This is a genomic window from Chitinivorax sp. B (genome assembly GCF_005503445.1).
Classification (GTDB): domain Bacteria; phylum Pseudomonadota; class Gammaproteobacteria; order Burkholderiales; family SCOH01; genus Chitinivorax.
In genome coordinates this window covers 164949-183958 of record NZ_SCOH01000003.1, presented here as the reverse complement: position 1 = coordinate 183958, position 19010 = coordinate 164949, and the positions used below count along the sequence as shown (strand labels likewise).

17 protein-coding genes and 1 pseudogene are annotated in these 19010 nt (G+C 52.2%); 14 read left to right on the top strand and 4 right to left on the bottom strand.

Translation table 11 applies throughout. From position 1 onward, the window contains the following. Window positions 1–31: 31 nt before the first annotated feature. The 4 genes from cheZ to FFS57_RS03405 all read right to left on the bottom strand — a co-directional run bounded on the left by cheZ (window position 32) and on the right by FFS57_RS03405 (window position 3255). Window positions 32–829 (bottom strand): protein phosphatase CheZ, encoded by a 798-nt coding sequence (cheZ, locus tag FFS57_RS03420; RefSeq protein WP_137936356.1) that lies wholly within the window; start codon window positions 827–829, stop codon window positions 32–34. A gap of 12 nt (window positions 830–841) precedes the next feature. After that, on the bottom strand, window positions 842–1231 hold the full coding sequence (gene cheY / locus FFS57_RS03415; RefSeq protein ID WP_137936355.1) for a chemotaxis response regulator CheY: 390 nt from the start codon (window positions 1229–1231) through the stop codon (window positions 842–844). 89 nt (window positions 1232–1320) lie between these two features. Then, window positions 1321–2259 carry a chemotaxis protein gene (locus FFS57_RS03410; protein WP_137936407.1) on the bottom strand — a complete coding sequence of 313 codons (939 nt, stop codon included), beginning with the start codon at window positions 2257–2259 and terminating at the stop codon, window positions 1321–1323. Window positions 2260–2304: 45 nt separating this feature from the next. Next, complete coding sequence (locus tag FFS57_RS03405; RefSeq protein WP_137936354.1) at window positions 2305–3255, bottom strand: chemotaxis protein; 951 nt, start codon at window positions 3253–3255, stop codon at window positions 2305–2307. A gap of 506 nt (window positions 3256–3761) precedes the next feature. Here FFS57_RS03405 and FFS57_RS03400 point away from each other — a divergent pair. The 14 genes and pseudogenes from FFS57_RS03400 to FFS57_RS03335 all read left to right on the top strand — a co-directional run bounded on the left by FFS57_RS03400 (window position 3762) and on the right by FFS57_RS03335 (window position 18998). Further along, the gene (locus FFS57_RS03400; protein ID WP_137936353.1) at window positions 3762–4964 is read left to right on the top strand and encodes a sensor histidine kinase; all 1203 of its coding nucleotides are present in this window, start codon (window positions 3762–3764) and stop codon (window positions 4962–4964) included. Between the two features lie 213 nt (window positions 4965–5177). Further along, window positions 5178–5483 (top strand): STAS domain-containing protein, encoded by a 306-nt coding sequence (locus FFS57_RS03395; RefSeq protein WP_137936352.1) that lies wholly within the window; start codon window positions 5178–5180, stop codon window positions 5481–5483. Window positions 5484–5504: 21 nt separating this feature from the next. Next, entirely contained in the window at window positions 5505–7208 is a 1704-nt protein-coding gene (locus FFS57_RS03390; RefSeq protein ID WP_137936351.1) for an ATP-binding SpoIIE family protein phosphatase, read from the top strand. A 101-nt stretch (window positions 7209–7309) separates the two neighbouring features. Further along, window positions 7310–7951: pseudogene (locus FFS57_RS03385) on the top strand (chemotaxis protein CheB); the annotation flags it as partial. A gap of 74 nt (window positions 7952–8025) precedes the next feature. Further along, a complete protein-coding gene (locus FFS57_RS03380) occupies window positions 8026–9372 on the top strand; it encodes a sigma-54-dependent transcriptional regulator (RefSeq protein ID WP_137936349.1) in 1347 nt (448 codons plus the stop codon). A 78-nt stretch (window positions 9373–9450) separates the two neighbouring features. Next, window positions 9451–9774 carry a flagellar hook-basal body complex protein FliE gene (gene fliE / locus FFS57_RS03375; protein ID WP_137936348.1) on the top strand — a complete coding sequence of 108 codons (324 nt, stop codon included), beginning with the start codon at window positions 9451–9453 and terminating at the stop codon, window positions 9772–9774. A 25-nt stretch (window positions 9775–9799) separates the two neighbouring features. After that, window positions 9800–11467: a flagellar basal-body MS-ring/collar protein FliF gene (gene fliF / locus FFS57_RS03370; RefSeq protein ID WP_137936347.1), complete on the top strand. Its 1668-nt coding sequence runs from the start codon at window positions 9800–9802 to the stop codon at window positions 11465–11467. Continuing rightward, window positions 11460–12458 carry a flagellar motor switch protein FliG gene (fliG, locus tag FFS57_RS03365; RefSeq protein WP_137936346.1) on the top strand — a complete coding sequence of 333 codons (999 nt, stop codon included), beginning with the start codon at window positions 11460–11462 and terminating at the stop codon, window positions 12456–12458. The genes fliF and fliG overlap by 8 nt, the downstream gene beginning before the upstream one ends. Continuing rightward, window positions 12448–13194, top strand: coding sequence for a flagellar assembly protein FliH (locus FFS57_RS03360; protein WP_171013548.1), 747 nt, complete (start codon window positions 12448–12450; stop codon window positions 13192–13194). The genes fliG and FFS57_RS03360 overlap by 11 nt, the downstream gene beginning before the upstream one ends. A gap of 63 nt (window positions 13195–13257) precedes the next feature. Then, window positions 13258–14664: a flagellar protein export ATPase FliI gene (gene fliI / locus FFS57_RS03355; protein ID WP_137936344.1), complete on the top strand. Its 1407-nt coding sequence runs from the start codon at window positions 13258–13260 to the stop codon at window positions 14662–14664. 62 nt (window positions 14665–14726) lie between these two features. Next, complete coding sequence (gene fliJ, locus FFS57_RS03350; protein ID WP_137936343.1) at window positions 14727–15194, top strand: flagellar export protein FliJ; 468 nt, start codon at window positions 14727–14729, stop codon at window positions 15192–15194. Window positions 15195–15578: 384 nt separating this feature from the next. After that, a complete protein-coding gene (locus FFS57_RS03345) occupies window positions 15579–16487 on the top strand; it encodes an NAD-dependent epimerase/dehydratase family protein (protein ID WP_137936342.1) in 909 nt (302 codons plus the stop codon). Between the two features lie 41 nt (window positions 16488–16528). Continuing rightward, on the top strand, window positions 16529–17641 hold the full coding sequence (gene wecB / locus FFS57_RS03340; RefSeq protein ID WP_283204898.1) for a non-hydrolyzing UDP-N-acetylglucosamine 2-epimerase: 1113 nt from the start codon (window positions 16529–16531) through the stop codon (window positions 17639–17641). 76 nt (window positions 17642–17717) lie between these two features. Next, window positions 17718–18998: a nucleotide sugar dehydrogenase gene (locus tag FFS57_RS03335; protein ID WP_137936341.1), complete on the top strand. Its 1281-nt coding sequence runs from the start codon at window positions 17718–17720 to the stop codon at window positions 18996–18998. The last annotated feature ends 12 nt before the right edge of the window (window positions 18999–19010 follow it).

Sequence of the window (19010 nt, the reverse complement as noted above, 5' to 3'; positions counted from 1 at the left end):
CTCGATCAATGTTGACTGCACACGCGACAGCTCAGAAGCCGAGGCTTTCGAGCAGGTCGTCGACCTGTTCCTGGCTGGTGACCACATCGGCGCGGCCTTCTGCGTTGACGACTGGCCCGTTCAGCAAGCTACTGTCTGCTCGCCGATTTTGTGATGCAAACTCGACCAGAAAGCCGAGTAGATGTTGTTCCATATCCTTGGCCATGCCGACAATTTTTTTAATCACCTGCCCAGTCAGGTCCTGAAAGTCTTGTGCCATCATGATTTCCAGCAGCTGGGAACTGGTATCTTTACTGTGCTGGTTGGTTTCGTTCAGGAACTGCCGAGTTTCGTGCGCCAGCACTTTGAATTCCTCAACGGAAAGCTGCTTGTTGAAGAGCTTCTCCCATTTTTCAACTAGTTCGCCGGATCGGTCCTGAATTTTTTCCTGCAGTGGCATCGCCGCGTCTACAGCGTTCAGCGCACGTTCGGCAGCTTGCTCAGTCATGGTGGCAACGTAATTGAGGCGATCCCTGGCATCGGGAATGGCTGCCGCTGCTTCTTCCAGCGACTTGTCATAACCCAGCTCACGCAGCGTATCGTGTAAGTGGCGAGTGAGCTGGCCAATTTTCGAGAACATGGAAGATGCCTGGTCACCCATATCGCTCATGTTGAATACAGCCTTGGCCGGTGCACTCTCTTCGGCGGGCGTGGCCGCCGCAGTGGGAACTGGTGCTGGCGTTGCTGCGGGAGGAGGGGGTTCCACGCTGGATTTGTTTGATTCGACGATACTGTCAAACAGCGCTTGCAATTCGTCGGAGTCACCACTGTCCAAGGCTGCGTTATTCACTTTCTAGGCCTCCTACTTTCCGAGCTTCTCGAAAATCTTGTTGAGTTTTTCGTCCAGGGTTGCTGCGGTAAACGGTTTGACAATGTATCCACTGGCACCTGCGCCTGCCGCTTCGATGATGTTCTCTTTTTTGGCCTCAGCGGTGATCATCAGAAAAGGAAGGTCTTTCAACCCCGGATCGGCTCGAACGGCTTTAAGTAGTTCAATACCGGTCATGTTCGGCATGTTCCAGTCGGACACGACAAAGTCGAACTGTGAGTTCTTGAGTTTATGCAGTGCAACTTGGCCATCTTCGGCTTCGTCGACGTTGCCAAAACCCAGCTCCTTGAGCAGGTTGCGGACGATTCTTCGCATCGTGGAAAAATCGTCAACAACCAAGAACCGCATATTTTTGTCAGCCATCGCTTATATCTCCGCTTTACTCGCGTTCCAGCCATGAGCATCGGCCGGGAAGTTCATCTGAATTGGGTAGGTGTATCTCGTCCAGCCTGTCAGCCCAGTAACAGTGGGCCAAGGGTATCTGCCAGAACGATCGGGTCAAATTTTGCCACATACGCATCGACCCCAACACTACTTCCCATCGCGCGGTTGGCCGCGGAGGAAAGCGAGGAATGCATTACAACCGGAATCCCTCGGAAACGGGTGTCGGACTTGATGTACTTGGTCAGTACATATCCGTCCATTTCCGGCATTTCAGCATCCACGAGGATGACTTTCAGATAATCCCTGAGTGCTTCACCATCTTGCAGTACACGGTTGGCGATGTTTTGCAGTTTGTCCCAGGCTTCCTTGCCATTGTTGGCCTGATAGTATTTGACACCAAGCTTGTCGAGAACCGACACGATCTCTTTGCGTGCGATGGCTGAATCGTCGACAAAAAACATGAATGTTTCCTGTGCTGGCTGTACCGACTGAATATCCGGCACGGCTTTTTCGCCGATGACGCTGGCGAGAATCTGTTCGACATCAAGAATCGATACCAGCTTGCCGTCAGGCAATTCGGTCAGCGCAGTGATCAGGCCCTGGTTACCCGCCAGCATGATTTCCGGTGCGCGGACCTTATCCCAATCCACCCTGATGATCCGGTCGACATCTGCGACCAGAAAAGCTTGGGTATGCTTGCTGAATTCGGTGACGATCATGGTGTCCGAGAATTTGCCTTCCGGGTCACCATTGCCCATGAACTTGGCCAGCGAAATGACCGGAATGATATTGCCGCGCAACGAAATCACCCCTTCCACGCCAAATGGCATATTGGGTGTCTTGGTGATCTTGGGGGTTTGCGACACTTCCCTGACTTTGAAGACGTTGATCCCGAATGTTTCTTTGGTGCCTAACGTGAACAACAGGATTTCCATCTTGTTGGAGCCCGCGAGCTTGGTGCGCGCGTCGATATTCTCCATCAGTGATTCATTGGCACTAAAGTTCATGGTCATCGGCAGTTCCTTGTCTGTCGGTGTGTGGGCTCGGGTTGGTCATTCCCTGATGAGCATTTTGGTGACAGCTTCCGACAGCTTTTGTGGTTCGAACTTGGTGACATAGCCATCTACCCCGACTGATTGCCCCAATTTCTGGTTGGATTGCCCCGACAGTGACGAGTGCATCAAGATGGGAATCCCCTGAAAACGTGAGTCTGACTTGATCATCTTAGTCAACATATAGCCATCCATCTCCGGCATTTCAATGTCGGTCAGGATCAGATCAATTTTGAGGGAGACCAGTTCGCCCATTGCTTCGCACTTGTTGGCAATCTTCTGCAGCTCTTCCCATGCCTTTCGGCCATTGATGGCTGACATATGATGGATGCCCATGACATCCAGCGTTTTGGCAATCTGCTTGCGGGCTATCATCGAATCGTCGGCAAAGAACACGGTCTTGCCTTTGACTTCCTGGGACTTGATGGTGTTGATGTGGATATCGTCGTCAGAGCGGGGCGATGTTTCTGCTAGCACTTTTTCGACGTCCATCATCATGATCAATTTGCCACCTTCCAACTCGGTGACGGCGGTGACCAAGCCACCCATTTCACGTTGCAGCATTTCCGGCGGCACGCGCATTGACGACCAATCCAGGCGCAGAATGGTGTCAACGGCTTCCACCAGAAAACCCTGAGTATGGCCGTTGTACTCGGTTACGATCATGATCTCCGGTTTGGCTGATGTCTGTACGCCGGAATATTTGGCAAGATCGACAACGGGCACCAATTGACCACGCAGACTGACCATGCCTTCTACTGCAGAAGGCATGTCTGGTGCACGGGTGATTTCGGGGGTCCGCATGACCTCACGGACCTTGAACACATTGATGCCAAAGTTTTCACGGCGCTTGGTCCGCTCATCCAGACCAAGGGTAAACAACAGGATTTCCAGCTTGTTGGTGCCAGCCAGTTTGGTACGGGCGTCAATGCTTTTCAGCAGATCTGACACGATTGTCACTCCAAGATAAACGTCAGCATTGTTGCAATTTGCGCATTTCGCTGGCTACCACCGTTTTCGGCACGCCGCCAGGATCGCTACATTTAGTGTAGGTCAAGTTCTGTAGCCGTGCCGAGAATTATATTAGAATTTCATTAAATACTATTTAACTTTTCTTTCCGGCATGTCACTTCATTTATAAACCATCAACCTGAATCAAGCCATGCGCCTTGATCTTACTGCGCGAACCGTGCCTAGACTGTGTATAGTCGGTGTTGGCGCGAATGTCACCTTGATATACGGTTCTTCGAGCGTATACCGCCACTGGCAAGCCACGCTGCTTTGCAGGCTGAATCGAAAACATTGAAATTTCATTGTTTTGTCAAAAGCTTTTGAGCGATATTCCATTTGGTGCGTTTGTCGTCAACAAGGCATACGTGACATGACAATGGGGCTTCTGGTGGAGGTGTGGGTAAGACCGAACAGTACGTCCGACTTAACTCTTAAGGTATGCCGTTATGCCGATCACAACACAACCGATGGATCAGGATCGCAGTGAGTTGGAACAAGCATTTGCGATGTTTACCGAGGCCTCTCGGCAATTGACCGATTCTTATGCCGAGCTGCAGCAGCAGGCGCAACGGTTGACAGATGAGTTGGGTGTTGCCAATGGCGAACTGAAGCGGCAATACGCAGAAAAGGCCAGCTTGTCGGAGCGTTTGGTTGCACTGATGCAGGCGCTACCTGCTGGCGTGGTAGAGTTGGATGATCGGCGCCGGATTGTGGCCCTGAATGCGGCTGCCGATGGCATTCTGGGTAGTGACGTAATGGGTCAGACGTGGGATGCCTTATTGTCAACACGCCTGATTGCGTTGGATACACCTGGCGAGTGGCGTTTGAGCGACGTGCATGATCGGATACTGAATGTCGTTGAAAACGGGCTGGCTGGCTCAGGCGGGTTTATTGTGTTGTTACATGATCTATCCGAGCCGTATCAGATGCGTATACAGCTGGCCAAACAGCAACGTCTGGTCGAGATGGGAAGAATGTCGGCCGCGTTGGCTCATCAATTGCGTACCCCCTTGTCGACAGCCATGCTTTACTGTGCCAACCTGACACGTCCAGCATTGGCTGAAGAAGATCGCAAGCGTTTTTCAAACAAAGCCCTTGAGCGAATGCGGGTGCTGGAGCATTTGATTCAGGATATGTTGCGTTTCGTCAAAGGTGCAGCGGTAGCGGGTACTGAGCAAGTGGCCGTGGCCGAATTGCTGGATGAGGTCGATCAGGTTATGGAGCCTCAAGCATCATTGGCCCAACTGATATTTGTGGTGGATCAATCAGTCGGAGGGGCTATGCTGACATGCGATCGGCAGGCACTGTCGGGGGCATTGTTGAATTTGCTGGATAATGCCATTCGCGCTTGTCAGCCAGGACAGCAGGTACGCCTGGAGGCACGTGTTGCCAATAGCTTGCATGTGACGATCTCGGATGGCGGGTGTGGCATGTCCGAAGAAACGCTTGGTCATTTGTTCGAACCTTTTTTCACGACCCGGACAGATGGTACTGGGCTTGGGCTGGCAATTGTCAAACAGGTAGTGGAAGCGCATGGGGGCCACATCACGGTAGAATCACGTCTTGGCTTGGGCACGAGATTTGCAATTGAGTTGCCACTCGTTGACTCGGTGGCTATTGTTAATAGAAATCAAGCGCGACCAAATTGATCCGTCGGGCTGATTGGATCAGGACAACTCGGAAACCATACTGTTTACACTCGTTGCAGCTGAATTCGGCATGTCGTCTTGTGCGATTGATTGTTGGACCGCTTCGCGTGGAATGAGTGAAGAGCCTGGAATGTCATCAGCGCTCGCTGCACAGGCTGTGTGTTCGAGGCTCCCAACAGGTTGCGCCTCTGGTTGATACTTAAGGTGGAATGAATGAGCCCTAAAGTGGAATACGAAGGCAAGGTAGCGAAGGTGATACTGGCTGGCCAGTTCGATTTCAATTCGCATCGCGATTTTCGGCAGTGTTGCGAAACCGTCATTGCCAATCCGGAAGTGAACGAGGTGCAGATTGATTTTCAGCGTGTGACTTATCTGGATTCTTCAGCATTGGGTATGCTGCTGCTGGTGAAAGAAAAGGTCAATGCTGCAAATAAGAGTCTGGCCTTGGTAAATTGCAAGGATACGGTACGCCAAGTGCTTGAGATTGCCTGCTTCGGCAAGATATTCACCATCCGCTGATCAGAGCCAATCGCGTCTATTATGAAAATCCTGATTGTAGATGACGCAGAAATCATGCTTTTGCTGATGCAAAAGTTCGTCACTGCATTAGGGCATCAGACCGTACTGGCACGAGACGGGCAACAGGCTATCGATTTGTTCGTATCCGAAGTGCCCGATATGGTTCTGATGGATATGATGATGCCCATCATGGACGGGCCTGAGGCAGCCACTCGCATCAAATCGTTGGCCAGGGATCGGTGGGTTCCGATTGTGTTCGTGACTGCGATTGGCGAGGAAAATCGGCTGGCAGATGCAATTGAGCAGGGTGCAGACGATTACCTGCTCAAGCCAATCAATTTCCGTATTCTCGAAGCCAAGATCAAGGCCATCGAGCGTTCTATCGAGTTACATCAAAAGGTACGTGAGCAGTCAGCCAAACTGGCGGATTACTACGAGCGCGCCGAAGAAGAAAAACGCGTTGCCCGGCATCTGATGGAACAAATGGTCAATGCCGATCGCTTGGCTGATCCGGCGCTGACCTATTCGATTACGCCAGCAGAAAGCCTGTCCGGTGATTTGATCGCCGCGGCCCGAACGCCGGGGCATCGGTTTTATGTGATGCTGGCCGATGGCATCGGTCATGGTTTGACAGCTGCGCTTAATGTACTGCCGCTTACCCAACCCTTTTATACAATGACGGAAAAAGGGTTTTCGGTTCCTGAAATTCTCTCTGAAATCAATAGCAAGATCCGTCAGGTATTACCAGTTGGCCGCTTTGTCGCGGTGTCGATTGCTTCGGTTGATCCAGTCAATCGTCAGGTCGAAGTCTGGAATGGTGGTATGCCGGATATTCTGTTCTTTGATTCTCGTGGTAACGAACGGGCACGGTGGAAATCCCATCACCTGCCGCTGGGTATCCTGCCCACCAATGAATTCAATGCAACAACGGCGCATATTAGTTATGACGATGAGGGGTGGCTGTTTTTTTGCTCTGATGGTCTGATTGAGGCGCGCCGTGAAGATGGCAGGCTGTTTGGCATCGAGCCGATTTTTGAAGCCTTCCGTACTTCGCCCGGTAAAGATGCATTTATCAAGTTGCAGTCTGATCTGGGTACCTTCATGCAAGGCACAGCTTTTCATGATGATGTTTCGCTGGCCATGGTGCATTGTGCTGCGGGTGAGTTGCAACCGGCGGCCTCCTACTCGATTCGTAATGACATCGACTCCAGTGTGGCGACTGACCTGCATTGGCGGATTGCACTGACTCTGGGGCCCAACGAACTGAGGCGCTGCAGTGTCGTCCCATTGTTGATGGAGTTTGTGAAGCAGATCGATTATTTGAAGCCTGCACTGTCCGATATTTTCCTGATCCTGTCAGAACTGTTCAACAACGCACTTGATCATGGCTTGTTGGAGGTTCCCTCTGCATTGAAAACGGCAGAAGCGGGTATGGACGAATATTTGCGTATTCGTTCGGAGCGTTTGGAAATGTTGAGTCGTGGCGAGATCGAGCTTGAATTGTCGCAGGTGGATATTCAGGGTAAGCGGGCGTTGCGTATCCATATTCGGGATTCGGGCGCCGGTTTTGACTTTTCCTCACTGGAGAAAAGCCAGGGAACCAGTCGCCTGACCCATGGCCGCGGAATTCGACTGGTGAAATCGTTGGTGTCATATATGCAATACTCGGGAACCGGTAATGAAGTGGTACTCTATTTCGTGCCACGTATGGTTGGGGCGGCATGAAGCCGTGTCTACAAAACCTAGTTGCTGCGTGAAATTGGCTGGGTGAGGTCTGCCACGTAGATATTGAGGGGATTGTCATCGAAGTTCTCCCGTCACACAGTGCAGATGTGGTGCTGCCTCGGCGCACTATAACGCCACCACGTATCGAGCCGTTGATTATCGTGGGGGCATCGACTGGTGGGACAGAAGCAATCAAAGAGTTTCTGTTGCCGATGCCACCTGATTCACCACCGATTCTGATTGCGCAGCATATGCCGCAGATGTTTACCAAGTCATTTGCTGAGCGATTGGATGGCCTATGCCGGATTTCGGTGCGCGAAGCAGAGCATCTGCAGGTCGTGCGCCCAGGTTTCGCATACATTGCGCCTGGCCATTCCCACTTGTTGTTGGGTTGGCATGGAGCCCACTATGTTTGTGACCTGAATCAAGGCCCACCCGTCAATCGCCATCGCCCGTCCGTAGATGTATTATTTCGCTCTGCAGCCAACTTGGGTGGGAAGAATTGTGTCGGCGTCATCCTGACCGGGATGGGCAAAGATGGTGCTGCCTGTATGCTGGAAATGCGTCAAGCTGGCGCGCACAACTTTGCGCAGGATGAAGCATCCTGCGTGGTGTTCGGTATGCCTAAGGAAGCCATTGCGCTTGGTGGTGTGCATGAAGTCGTGCCATTGAAGGAAATGGCTGGTCGTGTACTCGCGTATCTGGCGGGTAAAAGTAAAGCACAAGTCAGCCCTGCTGGTTGATTTCCCCAGTTGCCAACCAGGCGCTGCTGGCTTAGATTCCGCAGCCCTTGAGGTGCGACGATACGATGACACCAATGAAACCCTTGCCTGTACTGGTCGTGGAGGATGATGACGCACTGCGCGAAGCATTGCTTGATACGCTGACGTTATCTGGCTATACGGTCCGTGCGGCGGTAGATGGTAGCGATGCTTTATCCATATTAGGCCGGGAGCCAATCGGATTGATCGTATCTGATGTACAGATGCGCCCGATGGATGGTTACGAATTATTGCTGGCGGTGAAGCGGCAACACCCGCAGGTCCCATTTTTGTTGATGACGGCGTATGGTGATATCCAGCGGGCTGTGCAAGCAATGCGTGATGGCGCCGCGCACTATCTGCTCAAACCATTTGAACCGACTGCATTGTTGTCTGAGCTGGCTCGCTTCATGCTGCCTTCTCGTAGCGATGATGAAGTCGGATTGATTGCGGAGGACGCAAAGTCCATCGTACTGCTGGCTTTGGCCAGGCGAGTGGCGACATCGGATGCAACGGTAATGCTGTCCGGTGAGAGTGGCGTGGGTAAAGAGATGTATGCGCGTTATCTGCATGCACATTCCCTCCGCGCCAAAGGGCCGTTTGTTGCAATCAATTGCGCAGCTATTCCCGAGCAGTTGCTGGAATCCACGCTGTTTGGTCATGAAAAGGGCGCCTTCACAGGTGCGGCCCAGGCCCACGCCGGCAAGTTTGAGCAGGCTGAGGGTGGTACATTGTTGCTGGATGAGATTTCCGAGATGCCGCTGGCTTTGCAGGCCAAATTATTACGTGTTCTGCAGGAGCGCCAGCTGGAGCGTGTAGGTGGCACTCGCCAGATCAAGCTGGATATTCGGGTGCTGGCGACCAGTAATCGGGATATGCTAGTTGAAGTTGCCAACCATCGGTTTCGTGAAGATCTCTTCTACCGGCTGAACGTCTTTCCACTGGTGATACCGCCTTTGCGCCAACGTCCACGCGATATTGTACCGCTGGCCAAACACCTGTTGGAACGTTACGCAGCTCGTGATCACCGGATGTCGGTATGTTTCGATAAAACAGCTGAACAGGCCTTGCAGCAGCATGATTGGCCGGGTAACGTACGAGAGCTGGAAAACGTGGTGCAACGTGCGCTGATCCTATCGCCAACCGGTACAATCAGTCTGGAACACCTGCTGCTTCCCGAACGCGTTGGCAAGGTCGTTGTCGATGCGGAACTCAGCTCGATCTCACCTGACGGAGGTGAAGTGGAAGGTGCGGATATGCGAGCCCATCAGAAACGATTGATTCTGGAAACTCTGGCGGCATCCAATGGTGTGCGTAAGGTAGCCGCAGAAAAGTTGGGTATCAGCGAGCGTACCTTGCGTTACAAATTGCAGCAGTTTCGGGAAGAGGGCGAAGATGTATGAGCTTGAAAAACAGGAAAATTGGCTGCTGACTTACTTTTGCAGCCAATTTGGCTATAATCGCCGAAAGAGGCGAGGAAGATGAGTATCAACGGAATCGACAACATGCTCGGTGAGTTACGTGCAATGTCCGCGAAAGCGGCGGGAGGCATTGCTTCGTCAGCCAACGACCCGGCGCAACCGGTCGATTTCGCGGCCTTGTTGAAATCCAGTCTGGATCAGGTCAGTCAGGCCCAGCAGCAATCACGCGAACTGCAGCAACAGTTTGAGTTGGGTAATCCAGATACCAACCTGCAGGATGTGATGATCGCGATGCAGAAGGCCAGCCTCTCGTTCGAAACCATGGTTCAGGTTCGCAATAAACTGGTGTCCGCCTACCAGGAAATAATGAACATCCAAGTATAAAGACCCTGTACCAGCAGGTTAACCGATGCCAGAAGCCCTGCGGCAATTCCTAGAAAATATCCGGCAGCGCTTTAACAGCCTACCCAACAATCAGAAGATCGCGGTCATTGTCGGTTTGGCAACCGCCATCGCCCTGATTGTGGCCGCGCTATTGTGGACCCAGGCTGCGCCTTACAAAGTGCTGTTCAGCAACGTCTCTGATAAGGATGGCGGTGCGATTACCCAGAGCCTGCAACAGCTCAATATCCCCTATAAGCTGGAAGCGGGTGGGACAGTCAGTGTGCCCGCAGAATTGGTTTACGACACCCGCTTGAAACTGGCCGCACAGGGTTTGCCTAAGGGCGGTACGGTGGGCTTCGAGTTGATGGACAACCAGAAACTGGGTGTCAGTCAGTTTGCCGAGCAAGTCAATTACCAGCGTTCGATCGAAGGTGAACTGGCGCGCTCCATAGAAACCTTGTCTTCCGTACAGGCGGCCCGTGTACACTTGGCCATTCCCAGGCAAACGGTCTTTTTGCGCGAGCAGCAAAAGCCCTCGGCCTCTGTATTGGTGACATTGCATCCGGGCCGGGTGCTGGATGGGGCGCAGGTCGCAGCGGTGGTGCATCTGATTTCCAGCAGCGTACCGGATATGCCGGTCAAGAATGTGACTGTGGTGGATCAGAATGGAGACTTGCTGAGCAAGAATCTGGACGGGATCAACTCCAGTGGTTTGGACCCACGGCAGCTCAGCTATGTACGGCAGATTGAACGGGATTACGTCAAGCGTATTGAGGCGATTCTGGAGCCGATTGTTGGTAAGGGCAATGCCAAGGCCGAGGTGACCGCGGACCTGGACTTTGCTGAGACTGAACAGACCTCTGAAACATTCCGACCGAATTCGCCCCCCGAAAAGTCGGCGATTCGAAGTCAGCAGACTGTTGAGACGGTCAATGGCAGCCCGCAGAATGCTGCAGGGGTGCCTGGAGCGTTTTCGAATCAACCACCAGGCAATGCGACTGCGCCGATTACAGCCCAACCCGGTCAGGGCACCACTGGTACTGCCGCATCGGGGCAAGGCACCAGCCATCGCGAATCGACCATCAATTATGAGGTCGATAAGACCGTACAGCATGTCAAGCAATCGTTGGGCAATGTCAAACGTCTGTCTGCTGCTGTTGTGGTCAATTACAAAGGCGAGAAAGCTGCCGATGGCAAGCTGACCTTCAAGGCCCGACCTGCAAATGAAATGACTCAGATCAACAACCTGGTTCGGGAGGCGATGGGTTACAGCCAACAGCGTGGTGACTCGATCAATGTTGTCAATGCCCCTTTTGCTGATGCCAATGTTGAACCGCCAACCTTGGTTGAACGTCTAACGCAAGAAGCGCAGGCCAACTGGCAACAGATCTTCAAGAACGCCCTGATTTCCTTGGTGGTGTTGTACCTGATCTTCGGTGTGATTCGACCTGCCATCAAGTACATGACACGCGTGCCAGAAACGGCGCCGCATGTACCGCATTATGAGCCTGGTTCACCAGAAGAAGCAGCTGCGCTTGAGGCTGAGGCCGCCGCAGCGGAGGAGGAGGCGGAAGTGGCAAGTAGAATGGCGACCTATGCAGACAATCTTCAAATGGCCAAGGATCTGGCTAAGAATGACCCACGACTGGTGGCTAGTGTGGTTCGTACATGGGTGATGTCCGAAGATGAGTGATATCGGCATGCGCAAAAGCGCCATCCTGCTGTTGTGCCTGGGTGAAGAATCTGCTGTTGAGGTATTCAAGTTCCTTGGGCCCAAAGAGGTGCAAAAGCTGGGCTCAACCATGGCTGCGTTGGAAAACGTCAATCGCCAAGAGATCGAAGAGGTATTGGCCGAGTTTCGTGTCGAGGTGGAGAATCGGGCGAGCCTGGGGGCTGCCGACGAATACTTGCGCAGTGTGCTAACCAAGGCACTGGGTACCGACCGTGCCAATAACTTGCTGGATCGAATTTTACAGGGCAATGAAGCCAATACGGGTATTGAAGGCTTGAAATGGATGGACTCGGCCGCAGTGGCTGAATTGATCAAGAACGAGCACCCACAGATCATTGCTACTGTGCTGGTGCATCTGGAGCAGGATCAGGCTTCGGAGGTATTGTCCTATTTTGTCGAACGCTTACGTAACGATGTCCTGTTGCGTATTGCCACGCTGGAAGGGGTGCAACCACAGGCATTGCGCGAATTGAACGAAGTATTGACGCAATTGCTGTCTGGCACTGACAAGATCAAGAAGAGTGCCATGGGCGGGGTACAGATCACGGCGGAGATCCTGAATTTGATGGGTGGGCAGGTGGAGACTTCAGCCTTGGCCTCGATTCGTGAATACGATCCGGAGCTGGCCCAGCGCATCCAGGACAAGATGTTTGTCTTTGACAACCTACTGGCGTTGGACGACCGTTCGATTCAGGTACTGTTACGTGAGGTGCAGTCCGAGTCGTTGATCATTGCCTTGAAAGGTACGAATCAGGAGCTCAAGGACAAGATTTTCCGCAATATGTCTCAACGTGCTGCGGAGATGCTGCGTGATGACCTGGAGGCAAAAGGCCCGGTACGTTTGTCTGAGGTGGAAGCAGAGCAACGCGAAATTCTGAAGATCGTGCGTCGACTGGCAGATGAAGGCCAGATTGTGATTGCAACCGGAGGAGATGAAGGCCTTGTCGAATAACATCATCCCCAAAGAACAACTGACTGCGTACCAGCGATGGGAGTTGGCTGCATTCGACGAGGAGCGCCTTGAGCAGGTTGGAGCTGAGCCCGCCACAGTGTCAGACGAGCTTGTGATGGTGCCTGTTGAGGAGGTTGTTCAGGATGTGGTGGATGCGCCCGTGCAGGAAAATCTGCCTTATCCAACCGCGGAGGAGATCGAGTCGATCCATCAGCAGGCTTATCAGGAGGCTTATCAGGAGGCTTTCGGAGAGGGGCAGAAGGCAGGGTTCGAACAGGGCTTTGAGCAAGGTCTGAGCGAAGGGCGGCTGACGGGGGCGGCCGAGATAGCACAGCTCAAGCAAGTTATTCATCAAATTAATGCAGTGCGCGAGGCATTCGAGAATGATATTGCTCAGGATGTGCTGACCCTGGTGCTGGAAGTAGCACGGCAAGTACTGCGGCAAAGTATCGCGGTCAAGCCTGAGATGCTGGCGGCAGTGATCCGCGAGGCGGTGGCGAGCCTGCCTGCCATTACGCAAACACCACGTATTGTACTGAACCCCGCTGATTTGGCGGCAGTGGAGGTAGTGTTGGGTAACGAGTTGCAAAGTGGTTGGAACTTGATCCCGGACGAAAGTATCAAGGTCGGCGGTTGTCGAATTCTGGCTGGGAACAGCGAGATTGATGCGGAGATTGCAACTCGCTGGCAACGAGTGATTGCGACCCTTGGGCAGCAGACTGATTGGCTGGATTGACGATGACTTACCCGGTATCGATTGCCTGTTGGAAGCAAGGTGATGTCGTGAGTATTGGCTAATATGTCTGATGTCTTGAACAAATGGGTGCAATTCACAGCACAGTGTCGTGATGTACTAGCCGATGCCCGGCCTTGGCAGGTTGCGGGTAGATTGACACGTGCCGCGGGCTTGGTATTGGAGGCGGCTGGTTTGCGCTTGCCTGTGGGTAGTAGCTGTTACATTCTGATGCCCAATGGTTACTCGGTCGAGGCCGAAGTGGTCGGTTTCGCGGGTGATAAACTGTTCCTGATGCCGGTTTCCGATACCTATGGGCTAGAGCCCGGTGCGCCAGTAGTGCCAGTCGATGCAATTGGATACCGCATTCCGGTTTATGGCGAATCATTCCATCCTGCTCGACGTATTGAGGATAAAGGTCGGCAGGTTGCCGTTGGCGAAGGTATGCTTGGCCGGGTGGTGGATGGGGTAGGGCGACCGTTGGATAAGCTGGGCGCACTCGACGTCCATGAGTATGTGCCGTTGACATCCCGCCCGTTCAATCCAATGGACCGAGCCCCAGTAAGAGAGCCGTTGGATGTTGGCGTACGCGCTATCAATGCATTGTTGACAGTGGGGCGCGGACAACGGCTTGGCCTATTTGCGGGCTCGGGCGTGGGTAAAAGTGTGTTGCTTGGCATGATGGCACGATATACCACGGCTGATATTGTGGTAGTTGGCCTGATTGGTGAGCGCGGGCGGGAAGTCAAGGATTTCATCGAGAATATTCTGGGTGAATCCGGTTTGCGACGTTCAGTGGTGGTGGCTGCGCCAGCCGATTCGCCGCCTTTGTTGCGACTGCATGGCGCATCCTACGCGACATCGATTGCTGAGTATTTCCGCAACAAAGGGTATAACGTACTGCTGATCATGGATTCGCTGACACGTTATGCCATGGCTCAGCGTGAGATCGCCTTGGCAGTGGGGGAGCCTCCTGCAACAAAAGGCTATCCGCCATCGGTATTTGCCAAGTTGCCCCAGTTGGTTGAGCGCGCCGGGAATGGTCGTGAGGGAGGCGGTTCCATCACCGCTTTCTATACAGTGCTGACGGAAGGGGATGACCAGCAGGATCCTATCGCAGATAGTGCCCGTGCCATTCTGGATGGCCATTTTGTCCTTTCCCGTAGCCTTGCCGAGCAGGGTCACTATCCGGCAATTGATGTTGAGGCATCCATCAGTCGGGTGATGACCGATATTCTCGCCCCGTCGGAAGTCGATATCGTGCGCCGCTTCAAATATCTTTATTCGCGTTATCAGCGGAATCGCGATTTGATCAGTGTTGGTGCTTATGTGCGTGGAGCGGATCCTGTACTCGACAAGGCAATTGCGTTGCAGCCCCGAATGGAGGCTTTTCTGGTACAGCTGCTGCATGAGCGCGAAGGTTATGATACCAGCCGACAGATGTTGGCTGAGCTGGCGTTGGAAATGGTCTAGACTCAAAGCGAACATGGCTTTGAGCCGTTGTTGTCTTTTCCTAAGTTACTTAAGTTGTGCTCATGGCCAGACCTTTTCAATTCCAGCTTTTGCTGGATCAGGCTGTACGTCAAAGTGAAGATGCATCCAGAGTGATGATGACTTGTCGTGCCGATTGGCTGAATGCGGAACAAAAACTGCAGCAGCTCGAAGGTTTTCGTCAGGAGTATCGATTGCGGCTCTGCCATACGGAGCAGTCCGGTATCAGTGTCAATCAGTGGCGCGATTATCAGGCATTTATTGCCAAGATTGATGTGGCAATCCGTCAACAGCAAGAAGCGATTAATTTTGCCAAAACCTGTTTTGAACAAGCCAGGGATCGCTGGCAGACTTTGGAAAACCAGGTTGGCGCATATCGGAAACTTGAAACCCGGCATCATCATCAGGAGCAACATCGCGAACTGAAGCGTGAGCAAAAAATGAATGATGAGTTCTCCGCGCGGGCTTCAGGGCAAGCCGCAGCTCGACATGATGATATTGATATGTCATAGTTCGGGTCGTTTTTTGCGGTGCATCATACGCCAATTCATTTTTGACATTCAAATCAGTCCGTTTGAGTCTGTATTCATGTAATGCAACTACCAACGCCAGTTTGCATATCATCAGCCACATGCCAATTCATGATGTTTGAGCATGACTGGACATGCTGAATCAAGCATGAATATTCAAAATGAATTGGAATGGATTTTTTTTGCATGCCGATGTTATCATTGTGGGCGTTTCCCCAAGGGGCGTCACAATGTCGGTGTATGCTTCGGTTATGTGAGCCTTGCGGCAGAATTTAGCAGCTGTCATTTGTCTCAATGTCGATGACGCCCGCGCTTGGTGTCAGCCAATAGCTCGGCTGGCTTTGAAACAAAATTTCGGAGTACTGAATGATCCTCGTCACCGGGGGGGCCGGCTTTATCGGTTCCCATTCTGTTGATGCATTGTTGGCTGCTGGTTTTCAAGTGCGTGTACTTGATAATCTATCCAGCGGCAAACTTAGCAACTTACCCCAACATGCAGCTTTGACATTTATCCAGGGTGATATTTCCGACGTGGATGTTGTTGACCGGGCTATGTCCGGTGCGACGGCGGTATTGAATCTGGCTGCACAGGTTTCAGTACAGGCGTCGATTGAAGCACCCGCTTTTTCGGCGCAGAGCAATATCACTGGCTTTATCAATATCATTGAATCAGCACGACGCCATGGTGTGCAGCGCTTGGTATATGCATCCAGTGCTGCTGTGTACGGTTCACCTGCTTATCTGCCATTGGATGAGCAAGCACCTACGTGTCCAATGTCGCCCTATGGGCTCGAAAAGTTGATCAATGATCAGTATGCCGCGTTGTATCGTGAGTTACATGGCTTTTCCAGCCTGGGAATGCGTTATTTCAATGTGTACGGCCCACGTCAGGACCCCAGATCGCCTTATGCCGGTGTAATTAGCAAATTCATTGATCGACTGAAGCAGAATCAGCCCTTGTCTGTCTTTGGTGATGGTCTTCAGACACGTGATTTTGTCTTTGTGAAAGACGTGGCGCGTGCGAATGTCGCTGCACTTCAGTCTCCATTGCAAGGGGTGTGCAATATTGGTACTGGCCATTGTGTCACGTTACTGCAAATGGTGGATGCACTTGCAGCGGTGGCGGGCAAACAACTGCAGGTTGCGCATTTACCGGCCCGGGATGGCGATATTCGTGAATCTGCTACCTATGTTTCGCGAATGAATGATGAGTTAAGTGTTCGAGCGGCTGTATCACTGCCTGATGGCTTGGCTGCACTGCTCGAGTCCTGCTGAAACAGCAGATTGTCAAATCAATTTAGTGACGGAAAAATCAAGTGAATCGGAAAAAAATCCATCTGATAGGTGGGGCACGCCCCAACTTCATGAAGCTGGCGCCCATTGTACGTGCACTGGATAAACAAAGTGATCAATTCGAATACCGGATTGTGCATACCGGCCAGCATTATGATCGCGAGATGAGTGATGTCTTTTTCGAGGAACTTGGCATTCCCAAGCCGGATTTTTACCTCGAAGCCGGCGGCGGTAGCCATGCTCAGCAAACAGCAAAGATCATGGTTGCTTATGAAACGCTGTGCAACGAACAGGATAAGCCTGACCTTTGCTTGGTTGTTGGTGATGTCAATTCCACGATTGCCTGCTCGTTGGTTGCCAAAAAGCTAGGTGTCGCGGTAGCACACGTTGAAGCGGGCTTGCGTAGTGGTGATCGTGCCATGCCCGAGGAAATTAACCGTCTTGCAACTGATGCCATTTCGGATTATTTCTTCGTGACTGAAGAGAGTGGTGAAGTCAACCTTCTGCGAGAGGGCCAGCCACGTGAAAAAGTCTTCTTCGTTGGCCATGTCATGATTGATAATCTATTTTATCAGCGTGACCAATTGCTATCGCAAAATTTGACTGGGCAATCAGTCGAGCTGAAAAGGCAATTCGGCAAGTATGGCGTTGTCACACTGCATCGCCCATCGAACGTTGATGATAAAGAAGTACTGACCAAATTGGTTGGTGCATTACGTGAGGTTGCGACGGAATTACCGTTAATTTTCCCAGTGCACCCGCGTACGCGTGGGAACATTGAGAAATTCGGGATTGAGTTGGGCGATCGCATCATTGCTACCTCGCCATTGTCCTATATGGATTTTCTCAATCTGTGGAAAGATGCCGCTGTAGTGATGACGGACTCTGGCGGACTACAAGAAGAGACGACAGGGCTTGGTGTGCCATGTTTGACGCTGCGTGAGAATACCGAGCGGCCGGTAACCATTAGCGATGGCACCAATACTTTGGTTGGCACATCCCCTGATGCTATTGTGCGGGAAGCCCGTAAAGTGTTGGCTGGGCAAGGTAAGCAGGGACGTCAGCCCAAATATTGGGATGGTAAGGCTGCGGAACGTATTGTCGAAATCTTGTACCAAGAGCTGACGCGGGGATAGTATCGGGTGCCCGTTTGATTTTGGCCCTGGATAAATGTTTGAAATATCAAGTTTGGAAACAAGTAAGGAAACAATAATGAGCGTGATCGCAGTCGTCGGTTTGGGCTATGTTGGCCTGCCATTGGCCGTTGAATTCGGCAAAAAACATCGGACCATTGGTTTTGACTTGTCTGTAGATAAGATTGAAGCCTACAAGCGTTTTGTTGATCCAACTGGTGAGGTGTCAACCGAAGATCTGAAAGCTTCCACGGGCCTTGAGCCCACGACAGACGCCAGCAAACTGGGCGAAGCTGACTTCATCATTGTGGCTGTGCCAACCCCTGTCGATGATGCACATCGTCCCGATTTTTCACCATTGGTTTCCGCCAGTCGAAGCGTCGGCGCTAATATGAAGCGTGGCGCAATTGTGGTGTATGAATCCACTGTCTATCCTGGTGCTACCGAAGAAGAGTGTGTACCTGTTCTTGAGAAGCATTCCGGTATGAAATGGGGTGTGGATTTCCAAGTTGGCTACTCACCGGAGCGGATCAATCCGGGTGATAAGGAGCACACGCTGACACGTATTGTGAAAGTGGTGTCAGGCGACACACCGGAAACCCTGGAAAAGGTTGCAGCGGTTTACGCGTCGGTCATTACCGCAGGTGTTTACAAGGCATCTTCCATCAAGGTCGCTGAAGCAGCGAAAGTCATCGAAAATACGCAGCGCGACTTGAACATTGCATTGATGAACGAGCTGGCACTGATTTTTGACCGTATTGGTATCGATACGCTAGAGGTACTACAGGCGGCAGGTACCAAATGGAACTTCCTGCCATTCCGCCCAGGCCTGGTCGGTGGTCATTGTATTGGTGTTGACCCCTATTACTTGACCTACAAGGCTGACAAGCTGGGCTACCACCCACAAGTGATTCTGGCCGGTCGTCGTATTAATGATGGTATGGGCAAGTTTGTGGCTGAGCAGACGGTCAAGCACATGATTCATAATGGCTCAGGTGTAAAGGGCGCCAAAGTGATTGTGTTTGGGCTCACTTTCAAGGAAAACTGCCCAGATCTTCGTAATTCCAAGGTGGTGGATATTGTTACGGAACTCAAGAGCTATGGCATAGATGTCATTGTTCATGACCCGGTGCCCGTGGCTGCTGAGGCAGAGCATGAATATGGCTTGTCCTTGACTGAATGGGAGGCACTGCCACAGGCTGATGCTGTGGTGATGGCGGTGGCGCATAAGGAATTCCTGGCTCGCCCACTGTCTGATTTCCAGACCAAGCTTAAGGCAGGTGGCGTGTTTGTAGATGTGAAGAGCCAGTTTGATTTGGCCAAGCTGCGTGAAGCGGGGCTGACTGTTTGGCGTCTGTAAGCGAAGGGTCAA

Coding starts and splice junctions, on each gene's coding strand:
- cheY (WP_137936355.1), bottom strand. CDS start 1,231: ATGGCTGACAAAAATATGCGGTTCTTGGTTGTTGACGATTTTTCCACG.
- FFS57_RS03410 (WP_137936407.1), bottom strand. CDS start 2,259: ATGAACTTTAGTGCCAATGAATCACTGATGGAGAATATCGACGCGCGC.
- FFS57_RS03400 (WP_137936353.1), top strand. CDS start 3,762: ATGCCGATCACAACACAACCGATGGATCAGGATCGCAGTGAGTTGGAA.
- FFS57_RS03395 (WP_137936352.1), top strand. CDS start 5,178: ATGAGCCCTAAAGTGGAATACGAAGGCAAGGTAGCGAAGGTGATACTG.
- FFS57_RS03390 (WP_137936351.1), top strand. CDS start 5,505: ATGAAAATCCTGATTGTAGATGACGCAGAAATCATGCTTTTGCTGATG.
- FFS57_RS03380 (WP_137936349.1), top strand. CDS start 8,026: ATGAAACCCTTGCCTGTACTGGTCGTGGAGGATGATGACGCACTGCGC.
- fliE (WP_137936348.1), top strand. CDS start 9,451: ATGAGTATCAACGGAATCGACAACATGCTCGGTGAGTTACGTGCAATG.
- fliF (WP_137936347.1), top strand. CDS start 9,800: ATGCCAGAAGCCCTGCGGCAATTCCTAGAAAATATCCGGCAGCGCTTT.
- fliG (WP_137936346.1), top strand. CDS start 11,460: ATGAGTGATATCGGCATGCGCAAAAGCGCCATCCTGCTGTTGTGCCTG.
- fliI (WP_137936344.1), top strand. CDS start 13,258: ATGTCTGATGTCTTGAACAAATGGGTGCAATTCACAGCACAGTGTCGT.
- fliJ (WP_137936343.1), top strand. CDS start 14,727: ATGGCCAGACCTTTTCAATTCCAGCTTTTGCTGGATCAGGCTGTACGT.
- FFS57_RS03345 (WP_137936342.1), top strand. CDS start 15,579: ATGATCCTCGTCACCGGGGGGGCCGGCTTTATCGGTTCCCATTCTGTT.
- FFS57_RS03335 (WP_137936341.1), top strand. CDS start 17,718: ATGAGCGTGATCGCAGTCGTCGGTTTGGGCTATGTTGGCCTGCCATTG.